Origin of the sequence: Frankia canadensis, from assembly GCF_900197875.1 — a bacterium.
GTDB lineage: Bacteria > Actinomycetota > Actinomycetes > Frankiales > Frankiaceae > Frankia > Frankia canadensis.
Genome location: NZ_FZMO01000523.1, coordinates 1 through 23,414 on the forward strand (window position 1 = coordinate 1; position 23,414 = coordinate 23,414).

Here is a 23,414-nt window from a genome sequence, read left to right on the forward strand (position 1 = left end):
ATGCACGGGCCCGCGGCGGCGCCGCTGGCCGCGGGGGACGGGCTGCACCTGCCGTTTCCCGACGCGTCCTTCGACCGGACGACGATCTCCTTCGGGCTGCGCAACGTCGCCGACACCCACCGCTGCCTGACCGAGCTGCGCCGGGTCACCCGGCCGGGCGGTGCGCTGGTGGTGTGCGAGTTCTCCCGGCCGGTGTGGGGGCCGTGGCGGACCGTCTACCTCGAGTACCTGATGCGGGCGCTGCCGCGGGTGGCCCGGGCGGTGAGCAGCAGCCCGGACTCGTACGTCTACCTGGCGGAGTCGATCCGGGCCTGGCCGGCGCAGGCGGATCTCGCGGGCCTGCTGCGCGACGCCGGGTGGACCAGGGTCGGCTGGCGCAACCTCACCGGCGGCGTCGTCGCCCTGCACCACGGCCACGTCCCCGACTAGATCGCGACTAGATCGGGCGCCGGGCCGGGCGTCAGGCCGGGACGTGCGAGTCGAACCAGGTCAGGGTGCGCGACCACGCGTCGCGGGCGGCGGTCGGACAGTAGGTGTCCGGCCGGGTGTCGTCGTGGAAGGCATGGCCGGCGCCCGGGTAGCGGACGACCTCGACGGGGACGCTCGCGCGGGCGGCGGCGGCGTGTAGCGCGTCGATGTCCGCGCCGGGGATGCTCGGGTCGCGTTCGCCGTAGATGCCGAGCCAGGGCGTCTGGAGCTGGTCGGCGAGCTCGAGCTGCGGCGGCTCGCCGAATCGGCGGGTGCGGATCCCGGCGCCGTAGAAGGTCACCGCCGCGCCGAAGGGACGGTCGACCGCGGCGTGGAAGGCGGCGGCTCCGCCCAGGCAGAAGCCGACGACGGCGCAGCGATCCAGTGCGGTGCCGTCGTCGGCGAGCACCGCGAGCGCGGCGTCGATGTCGTCGAGCATCTCCGTGCCGGTCACGGTCTCGGCGGCCTTGCCGGCCGGTTCGATGTCGTCGGGGGTGAAGACCGGCGAGCCGACCCGGTGGTAGAGGCCGGGTGCGATGGCGCGCCAGCCGGCCTGGGCGAAGCGGGTGCACAGGCTGCGCATGTGCTCGGTGAGGCCAAGCGCCTCGTGCAGCACCACGACGCCGCCGCGGGCGGGGCCGGACGGCTCGACCAGGGTCGCGGGGGCGGGCCCGTCGGCGGTGGGCAGGACGACCGTCTCTTCGATCATCGTTCTCTCGATTCGCTGCCGGGCCCCGACGCGCGCGGGCGTGCGCCGATTTTCTGTTCCTGCGCGAGGCCTACCCAGCACGGGCGGTGATGTCACCTGGTGACGAGAAAAGGCCACCATTGGCGGGATCCGGGTGCGCGTTGTGGACGTCCAGGCGCGTACGGTGACGGCCAGATTGGTTCTGGAGCAGCAGGTTGGTTCTGGAGCAGGAGGCGCCGGGGTGCCGTACCGGTCTGTCGGGCGCGAGATTATACGCTGGTGTTGGTCGGGCGTCGGGGCTCCTCTGGAGCGTCGGGAGCACGGGGGGCCGCAATTGGTCGCTCACGGTGGCCATAGGGTGCACGAAGTCGACTCGTCCGCTCTTCGCCGCGTCTCGGTTGGTGCGATCGGCCTGCATAGGGCCTACACTCGCCGGGGGCGCTCGTGAAGAATTTCACGAGCGGCCCGAACGGACGGTCCCGAGTGGCGGGTAGTCCCGAGTGGATGTCGAGTGGATCCGGAGCGCTGGGTGGCGATGGGGACGACAGGGAATGGCGGCGGTGGCGGTGGGTCGGCGATCGACGCCGACGTCATCGTGGTCGGCGCCGGTCCCGGCGGCTCGTCGGCCGCCTACCACCTCGCCGGCACGGGGCTGGATGTCCTGCTCCTGGAGAAGACGACCTTCCCCCGGGAGAAGGTCTGCGGCGACGGGCTGACGCCCCGCGCCGTGCGCAGCCTGGTCGAGATGGGGGTGGACACCTCGCCCGCCGCCGGCTGGGCGCGAAACCGGGGGCTGCGCATCGTCGGTGGCGGGGTGCGGCTCGAACTGCCCTGGCCGGAGCTGGCCAGCTGGCCGGACTATGGTCTCGTCCGCCCCCGGCTGGACTTCGACGACCTGCTCGCCCGGCACGCGGTGAAGGCCGGCGCCCGGCTGCACGAGGGCACGGCCGTCACCGGCCCGCTGCTCGACGAGCACACCGGCCGGGTCGTCGGCGTGCGGGCGCGCACCGGCCCCGACCGGGAGCCGGTCACCTTCCGGGCGCCGCTGGTCGTCGCCGCGGACGGCAACAGCGCGCGGATCGCCCTGTCGCTGGGCATCCGCCGCCGCGATGACCGCCCGCTCGGCGTGGCGGTGCGCCGCTACTACCGCAGCACCCGCACCGACGACGACCACCTCGAGTCCCACCTGGAGCTCTGGGAGGGCCGGCCGGGCGAGAGCCGGCTGCTGCCCGGCTACGGCTGGATCTTCGGGGTCGGCGACGGCACCAGCAACGTCGGCCTCGGCCTGCTGAACACCACCGACGCCTTCCAGAACACCAACTACCAGGACCTGCTGCGCCGCTGGCTCGCCGCACTGCCGCCGGAGTGGGGCTTCACCGAGGAGAACGCGACTGGCGCGGTGCGCGGCAGCGCGCTGCCGATGGGCTTCAACCGCACGCCGCACTACCGCGACGGCGTGCTCCTCGTCGGCGATGCGGGCGGCATGGTCAACCCGTTCAACGGCGAGGGCATCGCGTACGCCCTGGAGTCGGGGCGGCACGCGGCGGAGGTCGCCGTGCAGGCGCTCGCCCGGGCCGAGGGACCGGCCCGGGAACGGGCGCTGGGCCACTACCCGGAGCTGATGCGCGCGCGGTACGGCGGCTACTACACTCTCGGCCGCTATTTCGTCCAGCTCATCGGAAATCCGACCGTCATGGCGCTCGGGACGCGGCACGGCCTGTCGCGGCCGACGCTCATGCGCTTCGTGCTGAAGATCATGGCTAATCTCACGGACCCCCGGGGAGGGGATGCGATGGACCGACTGATCAATGCGATGACCCGGCTCGCACCAGCGGCCTGACGTGTTATCCGAGTCGATCCGGCGGCGCGCCGCGCGGCCCGGGTCGACCATTCCTGATTTCCCGCCCTTCCGCTGCCGCCCTCCCCGTGGCGCGGGGCCGGGCCCGCCGTCGTGAACAGTGGCCGACGGCATTCGCCGGAAAGCCATTCCTCATACCGTCCGGGTAAGACTCTTTCGAAGGAGAGGAGTTCGGCATGCTCTCGAACTACGTGCCGATCCTCGTTCTAATGGTGATCGCGACGCTGTTCGCGGTCGGTTCCGTCGCGGTCGGTGCGCTCGTCGGCCCGCGGCGCTTCAATCGGGCGAAGATCGACGCCTACGAGTGCGGTATCGAACCCTCTCCGGCGCCGGCCGGTCCGCAGCGTTTCCCGGTGAAGTACTACAACACCGCGATGCTCTTCATCGTCTTCGACATCGAGATCATCTTCCTGTTCCCGTGGGCGATCGCGTTCGACAGCCTCGCGGTGTTCGGTCTCGGTGCGATGGCGCTGTTCATGGCGACCATCTTCGTCGCGTACGCCTACGAGTGGCGTCGTGGAGGTCTGGAATGGGACTAGAGGAGAAGCTGCCCGGCGGCGTGCTGCTCGCCAGTGTCGAGAAGCTCGCCAACTGGTCGCGCCGGTCCTCGCTGTGGCCGGCGACGTTCGGACTGGCGTGCTGCGCGATCGAGATGATGTCCACCGGTGCGGGTCGCTACGACCTGTCCCGGTTTGGTATGGAGGTCTTCCGCGCGAGCCCCCGCCAGGCCGACCTGATGATCGTCGCCGGTCGGGTGAGCCAGAAGATGGCGCCGGTGCTGCGGCAGATCTACGACCAGATGCCCGAGCCCAAGTGGGTGCTGTCGATGGGCGTGTGCGCCAGCAGCGGCGGGATGTTCAACAACTACGCGATCGTGCAGGGTGTCGACCACATCGTCCCGGTCGACATGTACCTGCCCGGCTGCCCGCCGCGGCCGGAGATGCTCATGGACGCGATCGTCAAGCTGCACGAGAAGATCCTCGCCGGCACGATCACCGGGAAGACGGCGTACACCGAGCCCGGCGACTCGCCCTACCCGAAGCCGATCGACGTGGCCACCGCCCGCGCCGGCCTGCCCGCCGGCGAGCTCGACACCCGCACGCTGTCGGTCAACGACCGCAAGCGGTTCCGGCTGCCCGCCGGCGCGCCGGCGACGACCGGCCGCGGCGCGGTGGAGCCCGACCTCGACACCCGCCGGCCCGCCGCCATCCCGCCGCCGTCGGTGTTCGGCCGGACCAAGCGGGTTCCGGACGGAGCCGGTGGCCGGCTCGCCCTCGCCGAGGCCGAGCCGGAGCCGGCCGAGATCGCGTCGGCGGGCACCATGCCCGCGGACGCCAAGCCGACGGACGAGTCCCGTGCTCACGGCACCGGCCCGACCACCGAGGCCCTCGGTGACCGGGAGGCCGACCGATGAGCGGGAACACCCACGGCCCAGGCGCCGTCGACGAGAACGGCGGGGGCGAGCTGGTCGCGGCCGGTGGGACCGCTGGGCGCCAGCACGACGCCTTCGGTGCCGCCGGCAGCGGTGACACGTCCGGCTTCGGTCGGCTGGTCGCGCCGGTTCCGGTGCTCGCCTCCAGCGAGCGGCCCTTCGGCGACGCGGACGCGGACGCGGTCTACGACGCGCTCGAACGGGTCTTCCCGCAGCTCGGCGACGCGGTCGAGCGGGCCGTCGTCGACCGGGGGGAGCTGACGCTGTACGTGCGGCGCGAGGCCCTGCCGGCGCTGGCGCGGACCCTGCGCGACGACCCGGGACTGCGGTTCGAGCTGCTGAGCTCGCTGTCCGGCGTCGACTATCCGGACGACCTCACCGGCCGCCGGCTGCACTCGGTGGTGCACCTGACCTCGATGACCCATCGGCGCCGGCTGCGTGTCGAGGTCTCGGTCGGCGACGACGACCCGACCGTGCCGAGCCTGACCGGCGTGTGGCCCACCGCTGACTGGCACGAGCGGGAGGCCTACGACCTGTTCGGCATCGTCTACACGGGCCACCCCGGACTGACCCGGATCATGATGCCGGACGACTGGACCGGGCACCCGCAGCGCAAGGACTACCCGCTCGGCGGCATCCCTGTCGACTACAAGGGCGCCACCGTACCCCCACCGGACGAGCGCCGGAGTTATTCGTGATGACACCCAACAGCACCCAGCAGACCCACCAGCCGTACGAGGCCGGCTACGCCGAGTCGGCGAGCGGGCGCGTCTACACCGTCACCGGCGGGGACTGGGAGGACGTCCTCGGCGCCGGCGAGCAGGACGCCGAGCGCATCGTCGTCAACATGGGCCCGCAGCACCCGTCGACCCACGGGGTGCTGCGCCTCGTCCTGGAGATCGAGGGCGAGACGGTCACCGAGACCCGCATCGTCATCGGCTACCTGCACACCGGCATCGAGAAGAGCTGCGAGTACCGCACCTGGACGCAGGCGGTCACCTTCCTCACCCGCGCCGACTACCTGGCGCCCCTGTACAACGAGGCGGCGTACTGCCTGTCGGTCGAGAAGCTGCTTGGCATCACCGATCAGATCCCCGAGCGGGCCACCGTCATCCGGGTCATGGTGATGGAGCTGCAGCGCATCGCCTCGCACCTGGTGTGGCTCGCCACCGGCGGGATGGAGCTCGGCGCCACCACCGCGATGATCTTCGGCTTCCGGGAGCGGGAGAAGGTCCTCGACCTGCTGGAGGCGATCACCGGCCTGCGGATGAACCACGCGTTCATCCGCCCCGGGGGCCTCGCCCAGGACCTGCCCGACGGCGTCGAGAGCGCGATCCGCGAGTTCCTCGCCGACATGCCGAAGCGCATCCAGGAGTACCACAGGCTGCTGACCGGCCAGCCGATCTGGAAGGCCCGGATGGTCGACGTCAACATCCTCGACGCGGCCGGCTGCATCGCGCTGGGCACCACCGGCCCGGTGTTGCGCGCCGCCGGGCTGCCCTGGGACCTGCGCAAGACCATGCCGTACTGCGGCTACGAGACCTACGAGTTCGACGTGCCGACCGCGCTGGAGGGCGACTCGTTCGCCCGCTACCTGGTGCGCCTGGAGGAGATGGGCGAGTCGCTGCGGATCGTCGAGCAGTGCCTGGCGCGGCTGCGGCCGGGGCCGGTGATGGTCGCCGACAAGAAGATCGCGTGGCCCGCGCAGCTGTCCATCGGCGCTGACGGAATGGGGAACTCGCTCGCCCACATCCGCAACATCATGGGTACCTCGATGGAGGCCCTCATCCACCACTTCAAGCTCGTCACCGAGGGCTTCCGGGTGCCGGCCGGCCAGGTCTACACCCAGATCGAGTCGCCCCGCGGCGAGCTCGGCTATCACGTGGTCAGCGACGGCGGCACGAGACCGTTCCGCGTCCACGTGCGCGACCCAAGCTTCGTCAACCTGCAGGCCGTCCCGGCGCTGACCGAGGGCGGCCAGGTGGCGGACGTGATCGTCGGGGTCGCCTCGGTCGACCCGGTGCTCGGGGGAGTGGACCGCTGATGGCCTTCTCACCGCAGACACATGCCGCCGCGGCGGAGATCATCGCCCGTTACCCGGCCGGCCGGTCCCGCTCGGCGCTGCTGCCGCTGCTGCACCTCGTCCAGGCCGAGCAGGGCTGCGTGACCACCGAGGGCGTCACGTTCTGCGCCGAGACGCTCGGCCTCACGGCGGCCGAGGTCGGCGCGGTCGCGACCTTCTACACCATGTACAAGCGCCGCCCGGTCGGCGACTACCTCGTGTCGGTCTGCACGAACCTGTCCTGCGCGCTGCTCGGCGGGGACGACGTCTACGCCCGGGTCGCCGAGCTCCTCGGCATCGGCCACGACGAGACGACGCCCGACGGCCGGATCACCCTCGAACACGCCGAGTGCCTCGCGGCCTGCGACTACGCGCCGGTGATGACGGTGAACTACGAGTTCTACGACCAGGTCGACCCGGACGGCGCCGAACGGATCGTCGAGGGGCTGCAGGCCGGCGAGCGCCCCGCGCCGAGCCGCGGCGGGCCGCTGTGCTCGTTCGCCGAGATCTCCCGCCAGCTCGCCGGGCTGCCGGATCCGCGCCCGGAGGGCGTCGCGGGGCCGGGTGTCGGGGAGCCGTCGGTGGCCGGGCTGCTGCTCGCCGAGGCGGACGGCTGGACGGCGGACGACCGGCCGGCTCCGCTTGTCCCGGCCGCCGCCGAACAGGCCGCCTCCGCTGAGCGGAAGGGGAGCTGACGATGCCCATCACCCCGGTCCTCACCCGGCGCTGGAACGTCCCGGAGTCGTGGACGATCGACACCTACCGCCGCCTCGACGGCTACCTGGCGCTGCGCACCGCGCTCGCCGGCGAGCCGGACGACCTGATCAAACTGATCAAGGACTCCGGCCTGCGCGGCCGCGGCGGCGCAGGCTTCCCCACCGGGATGAAGTGGGGCTTCATCCCGCAGGGCGACGGCAGGCCGCACTACCTCGTCATCAACGCCGACGAGGGCGAGCCCGGCACCTGCAAGGACGCCCCGCTGATGAAGGCGGACCCGCACTCGCTGGTCGAGGGGATCATCATCGCCTCCTACGCGGTGCGGGCGAACCGGGCGTTCGTCTACCTGCGCGGCGAGCTGGTGCACGCGGCGCGACGGCTGCACGCCGCCGTCGCCGAGGCCTACGACGCGGGCTACCTGGGCCGCGACATCCTCGGCAGCGGCTTCGACCTCGACCTCGTCGTCCACTCCGGCGCCGGCGCGTACATCTGCGGCGAGGAGACGGCACTGCTCGACTCGCTGGAGGGCCGCCGCGGCCAGCCGCGACTGCGCCCGCCGTTCCCCGCCACCCACGGGCTGTACGCGTCGCCGACGGTCGTGAACAACGTCGAGACGATCGCCAGCGTGCCGTACATCGTCAACTACGGCGTCGACTGGTTCCGCTCGATGGGCCGGGAACGCTCCCCGGGCCCGAAGATCTACAGCCTGTCCGGGCACGTGACCCGCCCCGGGCAGTACGAGGCACCGATGGGCACCACGTTGCGCGAGCTGCTGGAGCTCGCCGGCGGGGTGCGTGGGGGGCGGGCGCTGAAGGCGTGGACGCCGGGCGGGTCCTCGACACCGATGCTGACGGCCGACCACCTTGACGCGCCGCTCGACTTCGAGGGCATGCAGGAGGCCGGCTCGCTGCTCGGCACGGCCGCCCTCATGATCATGGACGAGACGACCGACATGCTTCGGGTCGTGCGTCGCCTCACCCAGTTCTACGCGCACGAGTCCTGCGGCAAGTGCACGCCGTGCCGCGAGGGCACCAGCTGGATGGTGCAGATCCTGTCTCGCATCGAGCGCGGCGGCGGTGACGAGGCGGACGTGGACACCCTCGTCGACGCCTGCGACAACATCTTCGGCCGGGCGTTCTGCGCGCTGGCCGACGGGGCCACCTCCCCGATCGTGTCGGGGATCAAGTACTTCCGGGACGAGTTCATCCCGGTGAGCGCGGTGACCACGAGACCGGACACCACCCCGGACGGCGACCCGGACCCGGCCGCCACCCCCGGTGCCTACGCGGGAGCGCACTGACCATCATGACCGCACCAGCGCGCACTGCCGCGCCCACCTCCCAGCCGGCCGCGCCGCCCGCCCCGGACCTCGTCACGCTCACCGTCGACGGGCTGTCGGTCAGCGTCCCCAGGGGCACGCTGATCATCCGGGCGGCCGAGCTGCTCGGCATCGAGATCCCGCGGTTCTGCGACCATCCGCTGCTCGACCCCGTCGGGGCCTGCCGGCAGTGCATCGTCGAGGTCGAGGGCCAGCGCAAGCCGGTCGCCGCCTGCACGACGGCGGTCGCCGCCGACATGGTCGTGAAGACCCAGCTCACCTCGCCGGTCTCCCGCAAGGCGCAGGCGGGGAACCTGGAGTTCCTGCTCCTCAACCATCCGCTCGACTGCCCGATCTGTGACAAGGGCGGCGAGTGCCCGCTGCAGAACCAGTCGATGGCCAACGGCGGCGCGACCTCGCGGTTCCGCGAGACGAAGCGCGCCTACCCGAAGCCGCTCGCGATCTCGTCGGAGATCCTGCTCGACCGGGAACGCTGCGTGCTGTGCGCCCGCTGCACCCGGTTCTCCGCGCAGATCGCCGGCGACCCGTTCATCGAGCTGTTCGAGCGCGGCGCCGCCGAGCAGGTCGCGGTCAGCGACGGGCAGCCGTTCAGCTCCTACTTCTCCGGCAACACCGTTCAGATCTGCCCGGTCGGCGCGCTGACCAGCGCCGCCTACCGGTTCCGGGCCCGCCCGTTCGACCTGGTGTCCACCCCGACCGCCTGCGAGCACTGCGCGTCCGGCTGCTCGCTGCGCACCGACCACCGCCGCGGCAAGGTGACCCGGCGCCTCGCCGGCGACGACCCGGCGGTCAACGAGGAGTGGAACTGCGACAAGGGCCGCTTCGCGTTCACCTACGCCCGCGCCGCTGACCGCCTCACCACCCCGCTCATCCGCGACGACAACACCGGCCAGCTCGTCGAGGCGACCTGGTCCGAGGCGCTGGAGTACGCCGCCCGGGGCCTGGCCGAGTGCCGGGACCGCCACGGCGTCGGCGTGCTCACCGGCGGGCGGCTCACCCGTGAGGACGCCTACGCCTACGCCAAGTTCGCCCGGGTCGCCCTGCGCACCAACGACGTCGACTTCCGCGCCCGGCCGCACTCCGCCGAGGAGGAGGAGTTCCTCGGCCACGCGGTCGCCGGGACCGGCATCGGCGTCACCTACGCCGACCTCGAGGCGGCACCGGCGGTGCTGCTCGTCGCGTTCGAGCCGGAGGAGGAGTCGCCGATCGTCTTCCTGCGGCTGCGCAAGGCCGTCGACAAGCACGGCACCGCCGTGCACGCGCTGGCGCCGCTGGCCAGCCGTGGCCTCGCGAAGCTGCACGGGACGCTGGTGAGCGCCGAGCCCGGCGCGGAGCCCGCCATCCTCGACGCGCTCACCGCCGACGGGGCGGGCGCCGCCGCGGCCGCCGCGGCCGTGCGCGAGCCCGGTGCGGTGATCCTGGTCGGGGAACGGGCGGCCGAGGTGCCCGGTGCGCTGTCCGCGGTGCTGCGCCTCGCCGAGGCCAGCGGCGCCGCGCTCGCCTGGGTTCCGCGACGCGCCGGTGATCGCGGCGCCGTGTCCGCCGGGCTGCTGCCCTCGCTGCTGCCCGGCGGGCGGCCGGTGGCCGACGCCGCGGGCCGCGCCGAGGTCGAGGCGGTCTGGGGCGGCGGGCCGCTGCTCGGCGCGCCCGGCCGCGACACCGCGGGCATCCTCGCCGCTGCCGCCGCCGGCCGTCTCGACGCCGTCGTCGTCGCCGGGGTGGACGCCGAGGACCTGCCCGATCCGGCCGCGGCGCTCGCGGCGCTCGCCCGGGTGCCGTTCTGCGTGTCGCTCGAGGTGCGCCGCTCGTCGATCGCCGAGGTCGCCGACGTGGTGCTGCCGGTCGCGCCGGTGGCGGAGAAGGCCGGCTCGTTCGTCGACTGGGAGGGGCGGCTGCGGCCGTTCCAGCGGGCGCTGGACACCCCGGCGCTGCCCGACGTGCGGGTGCTGCACCTGCTCGCCGCCGAGATGGGCGTTGACCTGCGCCTGCCCGACACCGGTGCCGCCGCCCGCGAGCTGCGCGACGTCGGGCGGGCCGGCGAGGGGGTCACCCGGGCGCCGGCGCCCGCGGCGCATGCCGCCCCGGCGGCCGTCCCCGCGGCCGGCGAGGCGGTGCTCACCAGCTGGCACCAGCTCATCGACGACGGCGCGCTGCAGGCCGACGAGCCGTACCTGGCCGGCACGGCCAGGGTGCCGGTGGCCCGGATCTCCGCGGCGACGGCGGCCGAGGTCGGCGCGCGTGCCGGGGAGTCGCTCACCGTGACCAGCGGGCGCGGGTCGATCACGCTGCCGTGCGAGATCGCCGTCATGCCGGACCGGGTCGTCTGGGTGCCCACCCACTCGCCCGGCTCGCACGTGCGGCGCTTGCTCGCCGAGCGTTCCGGCGTCGTCGTGCGGCTCTCGGCGGCACGACCACCCGGCCGTGAGGAGACGGCCGGGGACGAGACCCTCGGGAGCCGGGCATGAGCGCGGCATCGACGCTCCTCGCGGCGCCAGCGGACCCGGACCTCACCGGCTTCGGCAGCGACCCGTTCTGGCTGACCCTGGTCAAGGGCGTCGCGGTGTTCGCGTTCCTGCTGCTGATGACGCTGTTCTCGATCGTGTTCGAGCGCAAGGTCGTCGCCCGGATGCAGCAGCGCGTCGGGCCGAACCGGCACGGGCCCAGGGGCTGGCTGCAGAGCATGGCTGACGGCGTCAAGCTGATGCTCAAGGAAGACCTGATCCCGGTCCTCGCCGACAAGCCGATCTTCATCCTGGCGCCGATCGTCTCCGCGGTGCCGGCGTTCCTCGCCTTCGCGGTGATCCCGTTCGGGCCCGAGGTGTCGATCGCCGGGCACCACACCATGCTGCAGCTCGCCGACCTGCCCGTCAGCGTGCTGTACTTGCTGGCCGCGGCCTCGCTCGGGGTGTACGGACTGATTTTGTCCGGCTGGTCGAGCGGTTCGACCTACCCGCTGCTCGGCTCGCTGCGCTCGGCGGCCCAGATCATCTCCTACGAGGTGGCGATGGGCCTGTCGTTCGTCGCGGTGTTCATGTACGCGGGGACGCTGTCGACGTCGGGGATCGTCGAGAGCCAGTCGGGGCGCTGGTACATCGCGCTGCTGCCGTCGTTCGTGCTGTACGTGATCTCGATGGTGGGGGAGACGAACCGGACCCCCTTCGACCTGCCCGAGGCCGAGGGCGAGCTGGTCGGCGGTTTCCACACCGAGTACAGCTCGATCAAGTTCGCGTTCTTCTTCCTCGCCGAGTACATCAACATGGTCACCGTCTCGGCGATCGCGACCACCCTGTTCCTCGGCGGCTGGCAGCCCCCGCCGATCCCCGGCCTGTCCGGTCTGGATCATGGCTGGGTGCCGTTGATCTGGTTCGTGCTCAAACTGCTGCTGTTCATCTTCTTCTTCATCTGGCTGCGCGGGACGCTGCCCCGGCTGCGCTACGACCAGTTCATGGCCTTCGGCTGGAAGGTCCTGATCCCGGTCGGGCTGCTGTGGGTGCTGGTCATCGCGACCTTCCGCGTCTACCAGAAGGACGTCGACGACCGCACGCCGTGGCTGATCGGCATCGGCGTGGTCATCGGCGTGCTGCTGATCGTCGCGCTCATCGATCCTGGGGGCGCGAAGCACCAGCGGGAGTCCGAGGAGGCCGAAGCCCGCAAGCTCGCCGAGGCGCCGAGCCTCGAACGCATCCCGTGGCCACCCCCGCAGCCGAACGGGTCGGCCACCGTCATCCCGGCGGGCTCCGGTCCGCGCCAGGAGGGCTGAGACATGGGCCTTTTCGACCCCTACAAGGGCTTCGGCGTCACCTTCTCGACGATGTTCAAGAAGCCGACGACCGAGCAGTATCCCGAGCAGAAGAAGGAGACGGCGCCGCGCTTCCACGGCCGGCACCAGCTCAACCGGCATCCCGACGGGCTGGAGAAGTGCGTCGGCTGCGAGCTGTGCGCCTGGGCTTGCCCCGCCGACGCCATCTACGTCGAGGGCGCCGACAACACCGAGGCCGAGCGCTACTCGCCCGGCGAGCGGTACGGCAGCGTCTACCAGATCAACTACCTGCGCTGCATTCTGTGCGGGCTGTGCATCGAGGCGTGCCCGACCCGGGCGCTGACGATGTCGAACGACTACGAGCTCGCCGACGACAGCCGCCGTGACCTCATCTTCACCAAGGAGCAGCTGCTCGCGCCGCTGTCCGAGGGCATGGAGGCGCCGCCGCACCCGATGCGGCTCGGCGGGAGCGAGACCGACTACTACACCCGGGACCCCGACGCCCCGCTGCCCTGGCAGATGGCCAGTGCGGGCGAGGACGGCGAGGACGGCGAGGACGGCGAGGACGGCGAGGACGGCGAGGACGGCGAGCACTCCCGGGCCGACGAGGTGCCCGCCCACGGCGCCGGTTCGGAGCTGCCGCGATGACCACCGGTACGGTTCTGCTGAGCGCGGCGGGCCCGATCACCAGCACGTCCACCGGCGAGGCGGTGACGTTCTGGATCCTCGCGCCGGTGGCCGTGCTCGCGGCGCTCGGCATGATCCTCGTCCGCAGCGCCGTGCACTCGGCGCTGCTGCTGGTGGCGAACCTGTTCTGCGTCGCGGTGTTCTACCTGCTCCAGCAGGCGCCGTTCCTCGGCTTCGTGCAGATCATCGTGTACGCCGGCGCGATCATGGTGTTGTTCCTGTTCGTGCTCATGCTCGTCGGTGTCGACTCGTCCGACTCGCTGGTGGAGACCATCCGCGGGCAGCGGCTCGGGGCGATCATCTTCGGGCTCGGCTTCGCCGGGCTGCTCGTCTTCCCGATCGGCTCGGCCATCGACGGCGGGCGCGCCGTCGGCCTCGACAAGGCCAACGCCGGCGGCAACGTGCAGGCGATCGGCCGGCTGCTGTTCAGCGACTACGTGTTCGTCTTCGAGGCGATCTCGGCGCTGCTCGTCGTCGCCGCGATCGGCACGATGGTGCTCGGCCACCGCGAGCGCGAGGGCGGCCGGATCAGCCAGCGCGAGTGGATGCGCCGCCGCTTCACCGAGGGCGGTCAGGTCACCCCGTTGCCCGGCCCCGGCGTCTTCGCCCGGCACGACTCGGCCGACACGCTCGGCCTGCTGCCCGGCGGCGGCCATGCCTCGGGCATCGGCGGAGTGCCGGCGACCGGCCCCGACGGCCCCACCGGCGACGGCCCGGCGGCCGGTGGCGGTTCCGAACCCGACGATCCGCGTCCCGCGGCCGGACCGGAGGACACGGCGGCCAGCTCCGGACCCGACGGGCCGCAGGGACCCGCCGGCCAGGACCGCCCGGACGGCGGCAGCGGTGGGGGAGACGGCGGGACGCCGGTCTCGCCCGCGCCGCGCTCCGGCGGCGACATCGGTGGAGACGACGCGCACGGCGGTGACCGGGCTGGCGCGGATGACGGCTCGGCGCTCGCGGGTGCCGGGAAGGGGGAGGAGCGGTGAATCCCGCGAACTACCTGATCCTCGCGGCACTGCTGTTCACCATCGGCACCGTCGGGGTGCTGGTGCGGCGCAACGCGATCGTCGTGTTCATGTCCATCGAGCTGATGCTCAACGCCGTGAACCTGACCCTGGTCACCTTCTCCCGCATCCAGGGCACCCTGGACGGCCAGATCATGGCGTTCTTCGTGATGGTCGTCGCCGCTGCCGAGGTCGTGATCGGCCTGGCCATCATCCTCAGCATCTTCCGCACCCGCCGGTCCGCCTCCGTGGACGACGTGAACCTGCTGAAGTACTGACCTTTCGAGGAACGGACGAGACTGCAGTGACGCTATGTCTTGGTGAAGGGACGCTGCATCGCGGGCGGCGCCGCACGGCGGGGTCGCGATGACGGACCATCCGTTGCACTACGCCGCCGCCTCCGGCGTGTTCTCCCTGTCCTGGCTGCTCATCGTGCTGCCGCTGGCCGGTGCCGCGGTGCTGCTGCTCGGCGGTCGGCGCACCGACCGGGTCGGCCACATCGTCGGCACGATCGCCGCGGCCTCGAGCTTCGTGCTCGGCGTGGTGCTGTTCGCCGCCCTGCTGGGCCGCGACGGCGACGACCGGGCGCTGTCCCAGCACCTGTTCTCCTGGATCCCGGTCAACGGCTTCCAGGTCGACGCGGGCCTGCTGGTCGACCAACTGTCGATCGTGTTCGTGCTGCTCATCACCGGCGTCGGCACGCTGATCCACATCTACTCGATCGGCTACATGGCGCACGACCCGGCCAGGCGGAAGTTCTTCGCCCACATGAACCTGTTCCTGGCCTCGATGCTGCTGCTGGTACTGGGCAACAACTTCCTGTCGCTCTACGCCGGCTGGGAACTCGTCGGCCTGTCGTCGTACCTGCTCATCAAGTTCTGGGAGGACCGCCCGGCCGCCGCCACCGCGGCGAACAAGGCGTTCTACATGAACCGGGTCGGTGACGTCGGCCTGGCGCTCGCGATCATGTTCATGTTCGCCACGGTCGGTTCCACCGGCTTCGCGGACGTGTTCGGCGCCGCGGCCGGCGGCGTCATCGGCTACGGCACCGTCACCGCGATCGCGCTGTTGCTGCTGCTCGGCGCGTGCGGCAAGTCCGGCCAGTTCCCGCTGCAGGCGTGGCTGCCGGACGCGATGGAGGGCCCGACCCCGATCTCCGCGCTCATCCACGCGGCGACGATGGTCACCGCCGGCGTCTATCTGATCGTCCGGGCGGCGCCGATCTTCAACGAGACCCAGGCGGCCCGCACCGTCGTCGTCATCATCGGGGCGATCACGATCCTGCTCGGCTGCGTGATCGGCTGCGCCTACGACGACATCAAGAAGGTGCTGGCCTACTCGACCGTCAGCCAGATCGGCTACATGTTCCTCGCCGTCGGTCTCGGCCCCGCGGGCTACGCGCTCGGCATCATGCACCTGCTCGCCCACGGCTTCTTCAAGGCCGGCCTGTTCCTCGGCGCCGGCTCCGTCATCCACGCCATGGACGACGACCAGGACATGCGCCGCTACGGCGGCCTGTGGCGGTACATGCCGATCACCTGGGTGACCTTCGGCCTCGGCTACCTGGCCATCATCGGGTTCCCCGGGCTGTCCGGGTTCTTCACCAAGGACCGGATCATCGAGACCGCCTTCGACAAGGGCGGCACGTCCGGCTACCTGCTCGGCGCGATCGCGCTGCTGGGCGCGGGCATCACCGCCTTCTACATGACCCGGCTGTTCCTGATGACCTTCCACGGCAAGGCCCGCTGGTCGTCGGAGGATCCGGAGGGTTCGCAAGGCCAGCCCGTCCGCCATCCGCACGAGTCGTCGGCGTCGATGACCGGGCCGATGATCGTGCTGGCGATCGGCTCGACGTTCGCCGGCGGGCTGTTCGTCCTCGGTCACTCGCTGCAGGACTGGCTGGAGCCGGTCGCGGGCGAGGGCGTCGAGGGCGTGCACACGTTCTCGCCGCTCGTCCTCACCCTGCTCACGCTGGTGGTGACCATCGGCGGTTTCGCCGCCGCCTACCTGCGCTACCAGTTGCGCCCGGTCGAGTCGGTGGCCCCGGCGGACTCCGAGGTCACCCTCGTCACCGTGGCCGCGCGCCACGACCTGTTCGCGAACACGTTCAACGAGACCGTCGCCATGCGGCCCGGCCAGTACCTCACCCGGTTCCTGGTCTGGCTCGACCTCGTCGGCGTCGACGGGCTCGTGCGGGGCGGCGCCGCCGGCATCGGCGGCCTGTCCGGGCGGATGCGCCGCCTACAGACCGGCTTCGTCCGGTCCTACGCTCTGTCGATGTTGGGAGGTGCCGTCCTCGTGGTCGGCGCACTGCTGCTGGTGAGGGCGGGCTGACGTGAACACAGTCCCCTGGTTGACGATCCTGCTTCTCGTCCCGGCCGTCGGCGCGCTCGTCGTCGCCTGCCTGCCGCGGCGGCTGGGCACCCTGGCCAAGCAGCTCACCCTGGGCATCACCCTCGCGGTGCTGGTGCTGGCGGTGCTCGCGACGGTGGCCTACGACCCGAAGCGCGCCGGGTTCCAGTTCCACCAGTCGTATGACTGGATCTCCACGTTCGGCATCCACTACTCGGTCGGCGCGGACGGCATCTCGCTGGTGCTGATGCTGCTCGCCGCCCTGCTGGTGCCCGTCGTCGTGCTGGCCTCCTGGGACGAGGCGGACGGCGGCGACACGGCTGACGGCACATCAGCCGGTCCGGGCGGTGCCGCCGCGGCGGGTGGTCCTGGTGGTCCTGGTGGTCCTGGTGGTCCTGGTGGTCCTGGTGGTTCGGCCGCACTGGCCGGGACCGGCGGGGAGGCTGTCGGCGGCGGTGGCACGGCGGTCCTGGTCGCCGCGCCGCCCGCCGTCCCACCGGCCGCCGTCCCACCGGCCGCCACCGTGTCCGCGCAGGGCGTCCAGGCGCGCAGCCGGCGCTCGGTGCCGGCGTTCTTCGCGCTGCTGCTGGCGCTGGAGACCGGGATGATCGGCGTGTTCGCCGCGACCGACGTGTTCCTGTTCTACGTCTTCTTCGAGGCGATGCTGATCCCGATGTACTTCCTCATCGGCAGCTACGGCCCGGTGAAGGAGCAGGCGCAGCGCTCCTACGCGGCGGTGAAGTTCCTGATCTACAGCCTGTTCGGCGGTCTGCTCATGCTCGCCGCGGTGATCGGCCTGTACGTCGTGTCCGCGCAGCACCTGGACCACGGCACGTTCGACTTCGCCACCCTGCGCCAGCTCGACATCACCCCGGGCGTGCAGAAGCTGCTGTTCCTCGGGTTCTTCGTCGCCTTCGCCATCAAGGCGCCGCTGTTCCCGTTCCACACCTGGCTGCCCGACGCCGGAGCACAGGCGCCCACCGGCGGCGCGGTGCTGCTCGTCGGCGTCCTGGACAAGGTGGGGACGTTCGGGCTGATCCGGTACTGCATCCCGCTGTTCCCGGACGCCGCGGACTACTTCGCGCCGATGGTGCTCGGGCTCGCGGTCGTCGGGATCTTCTACGGGGCGTTGCTGGCCATCGGCCAACGGGACATGAAACGCCTCGTCTCCTACACGTCGCTCGCCCACTTCGGCTTCATCGCGCTGGGCATCTTCGCCTTCACCAGCCAGGCCGGGACGGGCGCGGTCCTCTACATGGTCAACCACGGGCTCTCGACCGGTCTGCTGTTCCTGGTCGTCGGCTTCCTGGTCACCCGGCGCGGCACCCGGGACGTCGGCGCCTACGGAGGGCTGGCGAAGGTGACGCCGGTGCTGGCCGGGGTGTTCCTCATCGCCGGTCTGTCCTCACTGGCGCTGCCGGGGACGAACAGCTTCGTCAGCGAGTTCCTGGTGCTGGTCGGCACGTTCACCGTGAACAAGCCGCTGGCGATCGTGGCGACCTGCGGCATCGTGCTCGCGGCGATCTACGTGCTGTACCTGTACCAGCGGACGATGACCGGCCCGGTCACCCGGGCGGAGAACCGGGCGCTGCCCGACCTCGGCCTGCGCGAGAAGCTGGTCGTCGCCCCGCTGGTCGCGCTCATCATCGGGCTCGGGGTGTACCCCAAGCCGATCATCGACATCATCCGGCCGTCGGTCACCGCCACCTACGCCGACATCGGCAAGTCCGATCCGGCGCCGACCCACCCCGTCGCGGCCCATCCCGCTGCGCAGCCCGGAGGCCACTCGTGAGCGTGGACAACCACCTTCTGCTCGCGCAGACGCAGAAGATCACCCCGCCGTCGATCGAGTACTCCTCGCTCAGCCCGCTGCTCATCGTCTTCGCGGTGGCGCTGCTCGGCGTGCTCGTCGACGCGTTCGCGTCCCGTTCGGCGCGTCGGGTGATCCAGCCGGTGCTCGCCGGCGGTGGTTTCATCGCCGCGCTGGTTGCGGTGGCGGTGCTGCACGGGCGGCGCGCGGTGCTCGCCGCCGGGGCGGTGGCCATCGACGCGCCGACGCTGTTCATGCAGGGCACGATCCTGGTGTTCGCGCTGCTGTCGGTGCTGTTGGTCGCCGAGCGCCAGCTGGACTCGTCCGGCGGCGCGATCGTCGCCTCGGCCGCGATCACCCCGGGCTCGAAGGGCTCCACCGCGCAGCGGGTCTCCGCCGACATGCAGACCGAGGCGTACCCGCTGATGGTCTTCTCGGTGACCGGCATGATGCTGTTCGTCGCCTCGAACAACCTGCTGGTGATGTTCGTGGCGCTGGAGATCCTCTCGCTGCCGCTGTACCTGCTGGCCGGGCTCGCCCGCCGCCGGCGCCTGCTGTCGCAGGAAGCGGCGATGAAGTACTTCCTGCTCGGCGCGTTCTCCTCGGCGTTCTTCCTCTACGGCGTCGCGTTCGCCTACGGATTCGCGGGCAGCGTGGAGCTCGGCAAGATCGCCGACGCGGTCGGCACGGTCGGCAAGAACGACATCTACATCTACCTCTCCGTCGCCCTGATCGGGGTCGGCCTGTTCTTCAAGATCGGCGCCGCGCCGTTCCACTCCTGGACGCCGGACGTCTACCAGGGCTCGCCGACGCCGGTCACCGCGTTCATGGCCGCCGGCACGAAGGTCGCCGCCTTCGGCGCCCTGCTGCGGGTGTTCTACGTCGCCTTCGGCGGGCTGCGCTGGGACTGGCGGCCCGTGCTGTGGGCCGTCGCGATCCTCACGATGGTGGTCGGCGCGGTGCTGGCGCTGACCCAGCGCGACATCAAGCGGATGCTCGCCTACTCGGCCATCGCGCACGCCGGCTTCCTGCTCGTCGGCCTCGCCGGAACGAACACGGACGGCCTGCGCGGCTCGATGTTCTATCTGGTCACGTACGGCTTCACCACGATCGCCGCGTTCGCCGTGGTCTCGCTGGTCCGCACCAGCGACGGCGAGGCGAGCGACCTGTCCCAGTGGCGGGGGCTCGGGCGCACCTCGCCGCTGCTGGCCGGAACGTTCTCGTTCCTCCTGCTGGCCCTGGCCGGCATTCCGCTCACCAGCGGCTTCACCGGGAAGTTCGCGGTGTTCCAGGCGGCGATCGAGGGGCACGCCACCCCGCTGGTCGTCGTCGCCCTGGTCTGCAGCGCGATCGCCGCGTTCTTCTACGTGCGGGTCATCGTGCTGATGTTCTTCTCCGACCCGCTCGCCCAGGGACCCGTCGTGGTCACCCGGCCGACGCTGACCTTCGCCGCGGCGGGTGTCGGCACGGTCGCGACGCTCGTCCTGGGAGTAGCGCCACAGCCCCTTCTGGACCTCGCGAATACCGCCGCGTCGTCTGGCTTCGTACGCTGACGGTGGTATGAGCGCTATCGGGCTGGACGTCGTGGGGATCAGGACCGATCCTGATCTGGAAAAAGCCGTGCGAGAAGGTCTCGGCGAGGTGGAGGAGCTGCTGCGCGCGTCGGTGCGCAGCGAGTTCGCCTTCGTCACCGAGACCTCACGGCACCTTGTCGACGCGGGGGGCAAGCGGTTCCGCCCGATCGTCGTGCTGCTGGCGGCGCAGTTCGCCGATCCACGGGCCAGTGGGGTGGTGCCGGCGGCCGTCGCCATCGAGCTGACGCACCTGTCGACGCTGTACCACGACGACGTGATGGACGAGGCTCCCCGCCGTCGCGGGGCGGCGTCCGCCAACGCGCGCTGGACGAACACGGTCGCGATCCTCACCGGCGACTACCTGTTCGCCCGGGCCTCCGACATCACCGCCGACCTCGGCCCCGAGGCGACCCGGATCCTCGCCCGGACCATCGCGACGCTGTGCGAGGGGCAGATCCGGGAGACCATCGGCGCCGCGCCCGGCCAGGATCCGGTGGAGCACTACCTGCGGGTCGTCACCGAGAAGACGTCGTCCCTGATCGCCACATCCGGCCGGCTCGGCGCGATGCTCGCCGGCGCCGACCCGATCACCGTCGACACGCTGGCGACCTTCGGGGAGCTGTTCGGGGTCGCCTTCCAGCTCTCCGACGACATCATCGACGTCGCCTCCGACCCGGCCGACTCGGGCAAGACGCCCGGCACCGACCTGCGGGAGGGTATCCCGACCCTGCCGGTGCTCTACGCGCTGCAGTCCGAGGACCGCGCGGCGGGTCGGCTGCGGGAGCTCATCACCTCGGACTTCGCCGCGGGCGGCGGGAACCCGGACGAGGGGGTCGCGGAGGCGATCGATCTGCTGCGCGGCCATGAGGGGATGGCCCGGGCCCGCCGTGAGCTCGCCGCCTGGTCGAACCGGGCCCGGGAGTGCCTGGCCCCGCTGCCGGACAACGCGGCGAAGACGGCGCTGCGCTCCCTCACCGACTTCGTCATCGACCGCACGGGCTAGATCGCGACTCGAGCGACAGGAGGACCCGTTCCCATGTAGGGCCAGGAGATCTGCCGGGTGCCGGGTCGGCCAGAGACGTCCAGGCGCGGCCCACGGGCGGCGCAGGCGACCTGCGGGAGCGCGTCAGTGGATATCGGGGGCCACGTCCTCACACAGCCCAGAGGGCCGGCCCGCGGGCCGGCGGGGGTCCTCCGTTGTCGGAGCACCCCCGCCCTTGGCCGGCGGGTCTCAGTGACCGGTGGTGCTGCTGGCGCTCGGCGACGCGGTCGAGTGGCTCGTGGAGCTGTGGAACCACGAGCTGCTCAGCGGGGTGACCTCGACCGGTGACGGGTGGAACGGCAGCGTCCCGCTGCTGGAGCTGGCGGACGGGCTCGGCGTCGCCGGCTGGCTCGTCGCCGGGCTCGCCGGGTCGAACGGCAGGCTGCCGTCGCCGGACGTCTGGCTCCTCGACGCGGTCGGGCTGGCTGAGGAGGTCGGGCTGGCCGAGGCGGTGGTGCCGGCGCCGGTGCTCGGGATGAGGCCGCGCAGATCGGTCGGTCCGGTCGCCGCCTGCTCGTCGCGGGGCACCAGTGTGATCACCGGGATGGGCCCGGTCGTCGGGCTCACCGTCGTCGTGTCGAGCTCGGGCTGGTCCGCGCTCGGCGCGAGTTGGGCCCGCGGCGGAGTGGTGCGCGTGTGGCCGCGGGAGGCCTGCGAACCCGACGCGCCGAACGTCAGCACACTGGTGCTGCCGCGGTACTGGATCGTGGGGGTCTCCCCGGCGGCGGTGGCCAGCGGCTGGGTGGTGCTGCCCGGGTCACCGCCGAGGGCCACGCCGGCCACGATGGCCGACAGCCCGGCGAGCGAGACCGTACCGGCCGCGGCCAGCCGCGCCCGTCCGTTTCCCCGCCTCATCGGCGCGCGGTGCGCCCCGGAAATCCGACCGGCGTCATCGGGCGCCTGGTGAGCCTCCGACGCCCGACGGGCCGCCGACGTGCGGCTGGCAGCGGCCGTGCGGCTGGCCGCCGGTGAGTGGCTCGCAGTGAAGGACGCGTCGGCGAACCGGTCGGTGCGGCTACCGGGGGAGGCGAGCCGGGCGGTCGAGGTGAGGGCGCTGTCGCCGTCGGCGGCGTTGCGCGGCCGGGTGGCTGGGCCTGGGCCACCGACCTTACGCCGGGTTCGGTCGCCCGCGCCACGAGCCCGCCGACGATCGCCGGACGAACTGCCGTCCCAGCCGTCATCCCCCCAGCCGGCTTCGCCCCAGCCGGCTTCGCCCCGACGGCTGCCAGGGCCGGTACCGGCCGCGAGCGGGCTCGAGGACAGCGGGCTCGAGGACAGCGGGCTCGAGGACAGCGGGCTGGTCGAGGCCGGGGCGATGGGCGCGCGCGCGGTGGTGGGCCGCGGGGCCGCGGCGGACGGGGCGCCGCCCGCCGACCGCGCCCGGCGGGCCGTCGTGCTGGCGGACATCGGCCCGGTCAGGGTGTCGCGCTCGCCGGGCGGCAGGGAGTTCGGGATGCCAGGGGTGACGACGGCTGCCTGCCCGAAGGAGGCGATCCGCGCCGCGTCGCGCGCGCTGGTGGTCCCCCGCCCGACCGCGGCCATGGGCTGAGTACCCGTTCCGCGAGGGGCCCCCGCGCCTCGGGCGGTAACTGTATCGAGAGGGGACGTGCTCCGGACCGGGCCGGCCATGCCAAGCGGACCCGCGAGCGGGCTGGAGGTGCCGAGCGGGTCGGTCGCGGGCGGGCTGGAGGTGCCGAGGGCGGAGAGCGCGCCGAGCGGGGTCGTGGTGTCGCGAGGGACCGGCGCGCCGAGCGGGGCGGCGGCGTCGAGAGCGGCGGCGAAGCCATCGGGAGCGGTGAACCCGCGAGGAGCGGTGGTGCCGATGGGAGCGGACGAGCTGACAGGAACGGTGGAACCGGGGGGAGTCACGAGGCCGAGGGGGTCAGCCCCGCGGGCGGGGTGTGCGGCGCCCTGATAGGGCGGCGTTGCACGCCGCGTCGGCGCGTCCGGCGCCGTGGTGGACTGCCATCCGGTCGGCGTGCTCCAGCCGGCGGGTGCCTCCCAACCGCTGACGCCTCGCTCGGCCGGGCGGGTGACGTACGCGGTCCGGCTCGGGGAGAAGTCCGCACCGGTGTCGTCGGCGGCGTGGCCGACCCGGGCGCTGGAGGCCCAGGCGTCGCTCGCGGCCCGGCGCGGCGCGGCAGCGGGCGGGCGGGCGATGCCGACGGCATCGCCGACGACGGCGCTCCACGGGACTGATCCCGGGTCGCCGCGCGACGCCGCCGGGGCGGGGCCGCGCGGCGTGGACGGGGGAGCGGAGACGTCCGCCGTGATCCGCTCCACGACGATGGCGGAGGTGCTCTGGGCGGCGGCGCTGTGCCGCGCGTGCCGGCCCGCGGAGTGACTACCCATGGTGACCTCCGGCAGCAGGGAGTCCGTCGCGGCCGGTCGAACCGTGCTTGTCCCGCGCGGTGATCGGGCGGAGACGGGCCACGTCGGAAACGACGGCAGGGGCGATGCCCGTGCCAATGACGATGTCCGAGCCAAGGACAATGCCCACCGACGAACGCGGACTGACCGCGGACCGCGGGCTGAGGGCTCGATGACCCCGCACTACGCCTCCGGCTGCACTGGTGTTGTGAGCCCCCCCGGGCCGCACGGCACCCCCACGCGCGATCACA

At 72.2% G+C, this 23,414-nt stretch carries 19 protein-coding genes; 17 read left to right on the top strand and 2 right to left on the bottom strand.

The window, feature by feature from the left end; genetic code table 11:
• A partial coding sequence (locus C1A33_RS27320; RefSeq protein WP_115538025.1) for a class I SAM-dependent methyltransferase occupies nt 1-429 on the top strand: 429 nt, incomplete at its 5' end.
• A gap of 31 nt (nt 430-460) precedes the next feature.
• Here the strand turns inward: C1A33_RS27320 and C1A33_RS27325 are convergent.
• A complete protein-coding gene (locus C1A33_RS27325) occupies nt 461-1,177 on the bottom strand; it encodes a dienelactone hydrolase family protein (RefSeq protein WP_101834558.1) in 717 nt (238 codons plus the stop codon).
• A 514-nt stretch (nt 1,178-1,691) separates the two neighbouring features.
• On the opposite strand from C1A33_RS27325, the gene C1A33_RS27330 reads away from it, so the two are divergent.
• From C1A33_RS27330 to C1A33_RS27405, 16 genes are all read left to right on the top strand, one after another.
• Nucleotides 1,692-2,996, top strand: coding sequence for a geranylgeranyl reductase family protein (locus tag C1A33_RS27330; protein ID WP_207770533.1), 1,305 nt, complete (start codon nt 1,692-1,694; stop codon nt 2,994-2,996).
• A gap of 194 nt (nt 2,997-3,190) precedes the next feature.
• Nucleotides 3,191-3,553: an NADH-quinone oxidoreductase subunit A gene (locus C1A33_RS27335; RefSeq protein WP_101834559.1), complete on the top strand. Its 363-nt coding sequence runs from the start codon at nt 3,191-3,193 to the stop codon at nt 3,551-3,553.
• A complete protein-coding gene (locus tag C1A33_RS38185) occupies nt 3,544-4,428 on the top strand; it encodes a NuoB/complex I 20 kDa subunit family protein (protein WP_101834561.1) in 885 nt (294 codons plus the stop codon). The genes C1A33_RS27335 and C1A33_RS38185 overlap by 10 nt, the downstream gene beginning before the upstream one ends.
• Nucleotides 4,425-5,144 (top strand): NADH-quinone oxidoreductase subunit C, encoded by a 720-nt coding sequence (locus C1A33_RS27345; RefSeq protein WP_101834563.1) that lies wholly within the window; start codon nt 4,425-4,427, stop codon nt 5,142-5,144. Before C1A33_RS38185 ends, C1A33_RS27345 begins: the two co-directional genes overlap by 4 nt.
• Nucleotides 5,144-6,490: an NADH-quinone oxidoreductase subunit D gene (locus C1A33_RS27350; RefSeq protein ID WP_101834565.1), complete on the top strand. Its 1,347-nt coding sequence runs from the start codon at nt 5,144-5,146 to the stop codon at nt 6,488-6,490. Before C1A33_RS27345 ends, C1A33_RS27350 begins: the two co-directional genes overlap by 1 nt.
• Nucleotides 6,490-7,203, top strand: a complete 714-nt coding sequence (gene nuoE, locus C1A33_RS27355; RefSeq protein WP_101834567.1) for an NADH-quinone oxidoreductase subunit NuoE — start codon at nt 6,490-6,492, stop codon at nt 7,201-7,203. The genes C1A33_RS27350 and nuoE overlap by 1 nt, the downstream gene beginning before the upstream one ends.
• 2 nt (nt 7,204-7,205) lie before the next feature.
• The gene (nuoF, locus tag C1A33_RS27360) at nt 7,206-8,525 is read left to right on the top strand and encodes an NADH-quinone oxidoreductase subunit NuoF (protein WP_101834569.1); all 1,320 of its coding nucleotides are present in this window, start codon (nt 7,206-7,208) and stop codon (nt 8,523-8,525) included.
• Nucleotides 8,526-8,530: 5 nt separating this feature from the next.
• Nucleotides 8,531-11,029: an NADH-quinone oxidoreductase subunit G gene (locus C1A33_RS27365; RefSeq protein ID WP_101834571.1), complete on the top strand. Its 2,499-nt coding sequence runs from the start codon at nt 8,531-8,533 to the stop codon at nt 11,027-11,029.
• Nucleotides 11,026-12,324: an NADH-quinone oxidoreductase subunit NuoH gene (gene nuoH / locus C1A33_RS27370; RefSeq protein ID WP_101834573.1), complete on the top strand. Its 1,299-nt coding sequence runs from the start codon at nt 11,026-11,028 to the stop codon at nt 12,322-12,324. Before C1A33_RS27365 ends, nuoH begins: the two co-directional genes overlap by 4 nt.
• A 3-nt stretch (nt 12,325-12,327) precedes the next feature.
• A complete protein-coding gene (gene nuoI, locus C1A33_RS27375) occupies nt 12,328-12,972 on the top strand; it encodes an NADH-quinone oxidoreductase subunit NuoI (RefSeq protein ID WP_101834575.1) in 645 nt (214 codons plus the stop codon).
• Nucleotides 12,969-13,997: an NADH-quinone oxidoreductase subunit J gene (locus tag C1A33_RS27380; protein ID WP_101834577.1), complete on the top strand. Its 1,029-nt coding sequence runs from the start codon at nt 12,969-12,971 to the stop codon at nt 13,995-13,997. Before nuoI ends, C1A33_RS27380 begins: the two co-directional genes overlap by 4 nt.
• Nucleotides 13,994-14,293 carry an NADH-quinone oxidoreductase subunit NuoK gene (gene nuoK / locus C1A33_RS27385; RefSeq protein ID WP_101834579.1) on the top strand — a complete coding sequence of 100 codons (300 nt, stop codon included), beginning with the start codon at nt 13,994-13,996 and terminating at the stop codon, nt 14,291-14,293. Before C1A33_RS27380 ends, nuoK begins: the two co-directional genes overlap by 4 nt.
• 88 nt (nt 14,294-14,381) lie before the next feature.
• Entirely contained in the window at nt 14,382-16,349 is a 1,968-nt protein-coding gene (nuoL, locus tag C1A33_RS27390; RefSeq protein ID WP_101834580.1) for an NADH-quinone oxidoreductase subunit L, read from the top strand.
• A 1-nt stretch (nt 16,350) separates the two neighbouring features.
• On the top strand, nt 16,351-18,159 hold the full coding sequence (locus C1A33_RS27395; RefSeq protein WP_101834582.1) for an NADH-quinone oxidoreductase subunit M: 1,809 nt from the start codon (nt 16,351-16,353) through the stop codon (nt 18,157-18,159).
• A gap of 2 nt (nt 18,160-18,161) precedes the next feature.
• Nucleotides 18,162-19,730 (top strand): NADH-quinone oxidoreductase subunit NuoN, encoded by a 1,569-nt coding sequence (gene nuoN / locus C1A33_RS27400; RefSeq protein WP_423748158.1) that lies wholly within the window; start codon nt 18,162-18,164, stop codon nt 19,728-19,730.
• 7 nt (nt 19,731-19,737) lie between these two features.
• Entirely contained in the window at nt 19,738-20,754 is a 1,017-nt protein-coding gene (locus C1A33_RS27405; RefSeq protein WP_101834586.1) for a polyprenyl synthetase family protein, read from the top strand.
• 228 nt (nt 20,755-20,982) lie between these two features.
• On the opposite strand, the gene C1A33_RS27410 is transcribed toward C1A33_RS27405, so the two are convergent.
• Nucleotides 20,983-23,145, bottom strand: a complete 2,163-nt coding sequence (locus tag C1A33_RS27410) for a hypothetical protein (protein ID WP_101834588.1) — start codon at nt 23,143-23,145, stop codon at nt 20,983-20,985.
• Nucleotides 23,146-23,414: the final 269 nt, after the last annotated feature.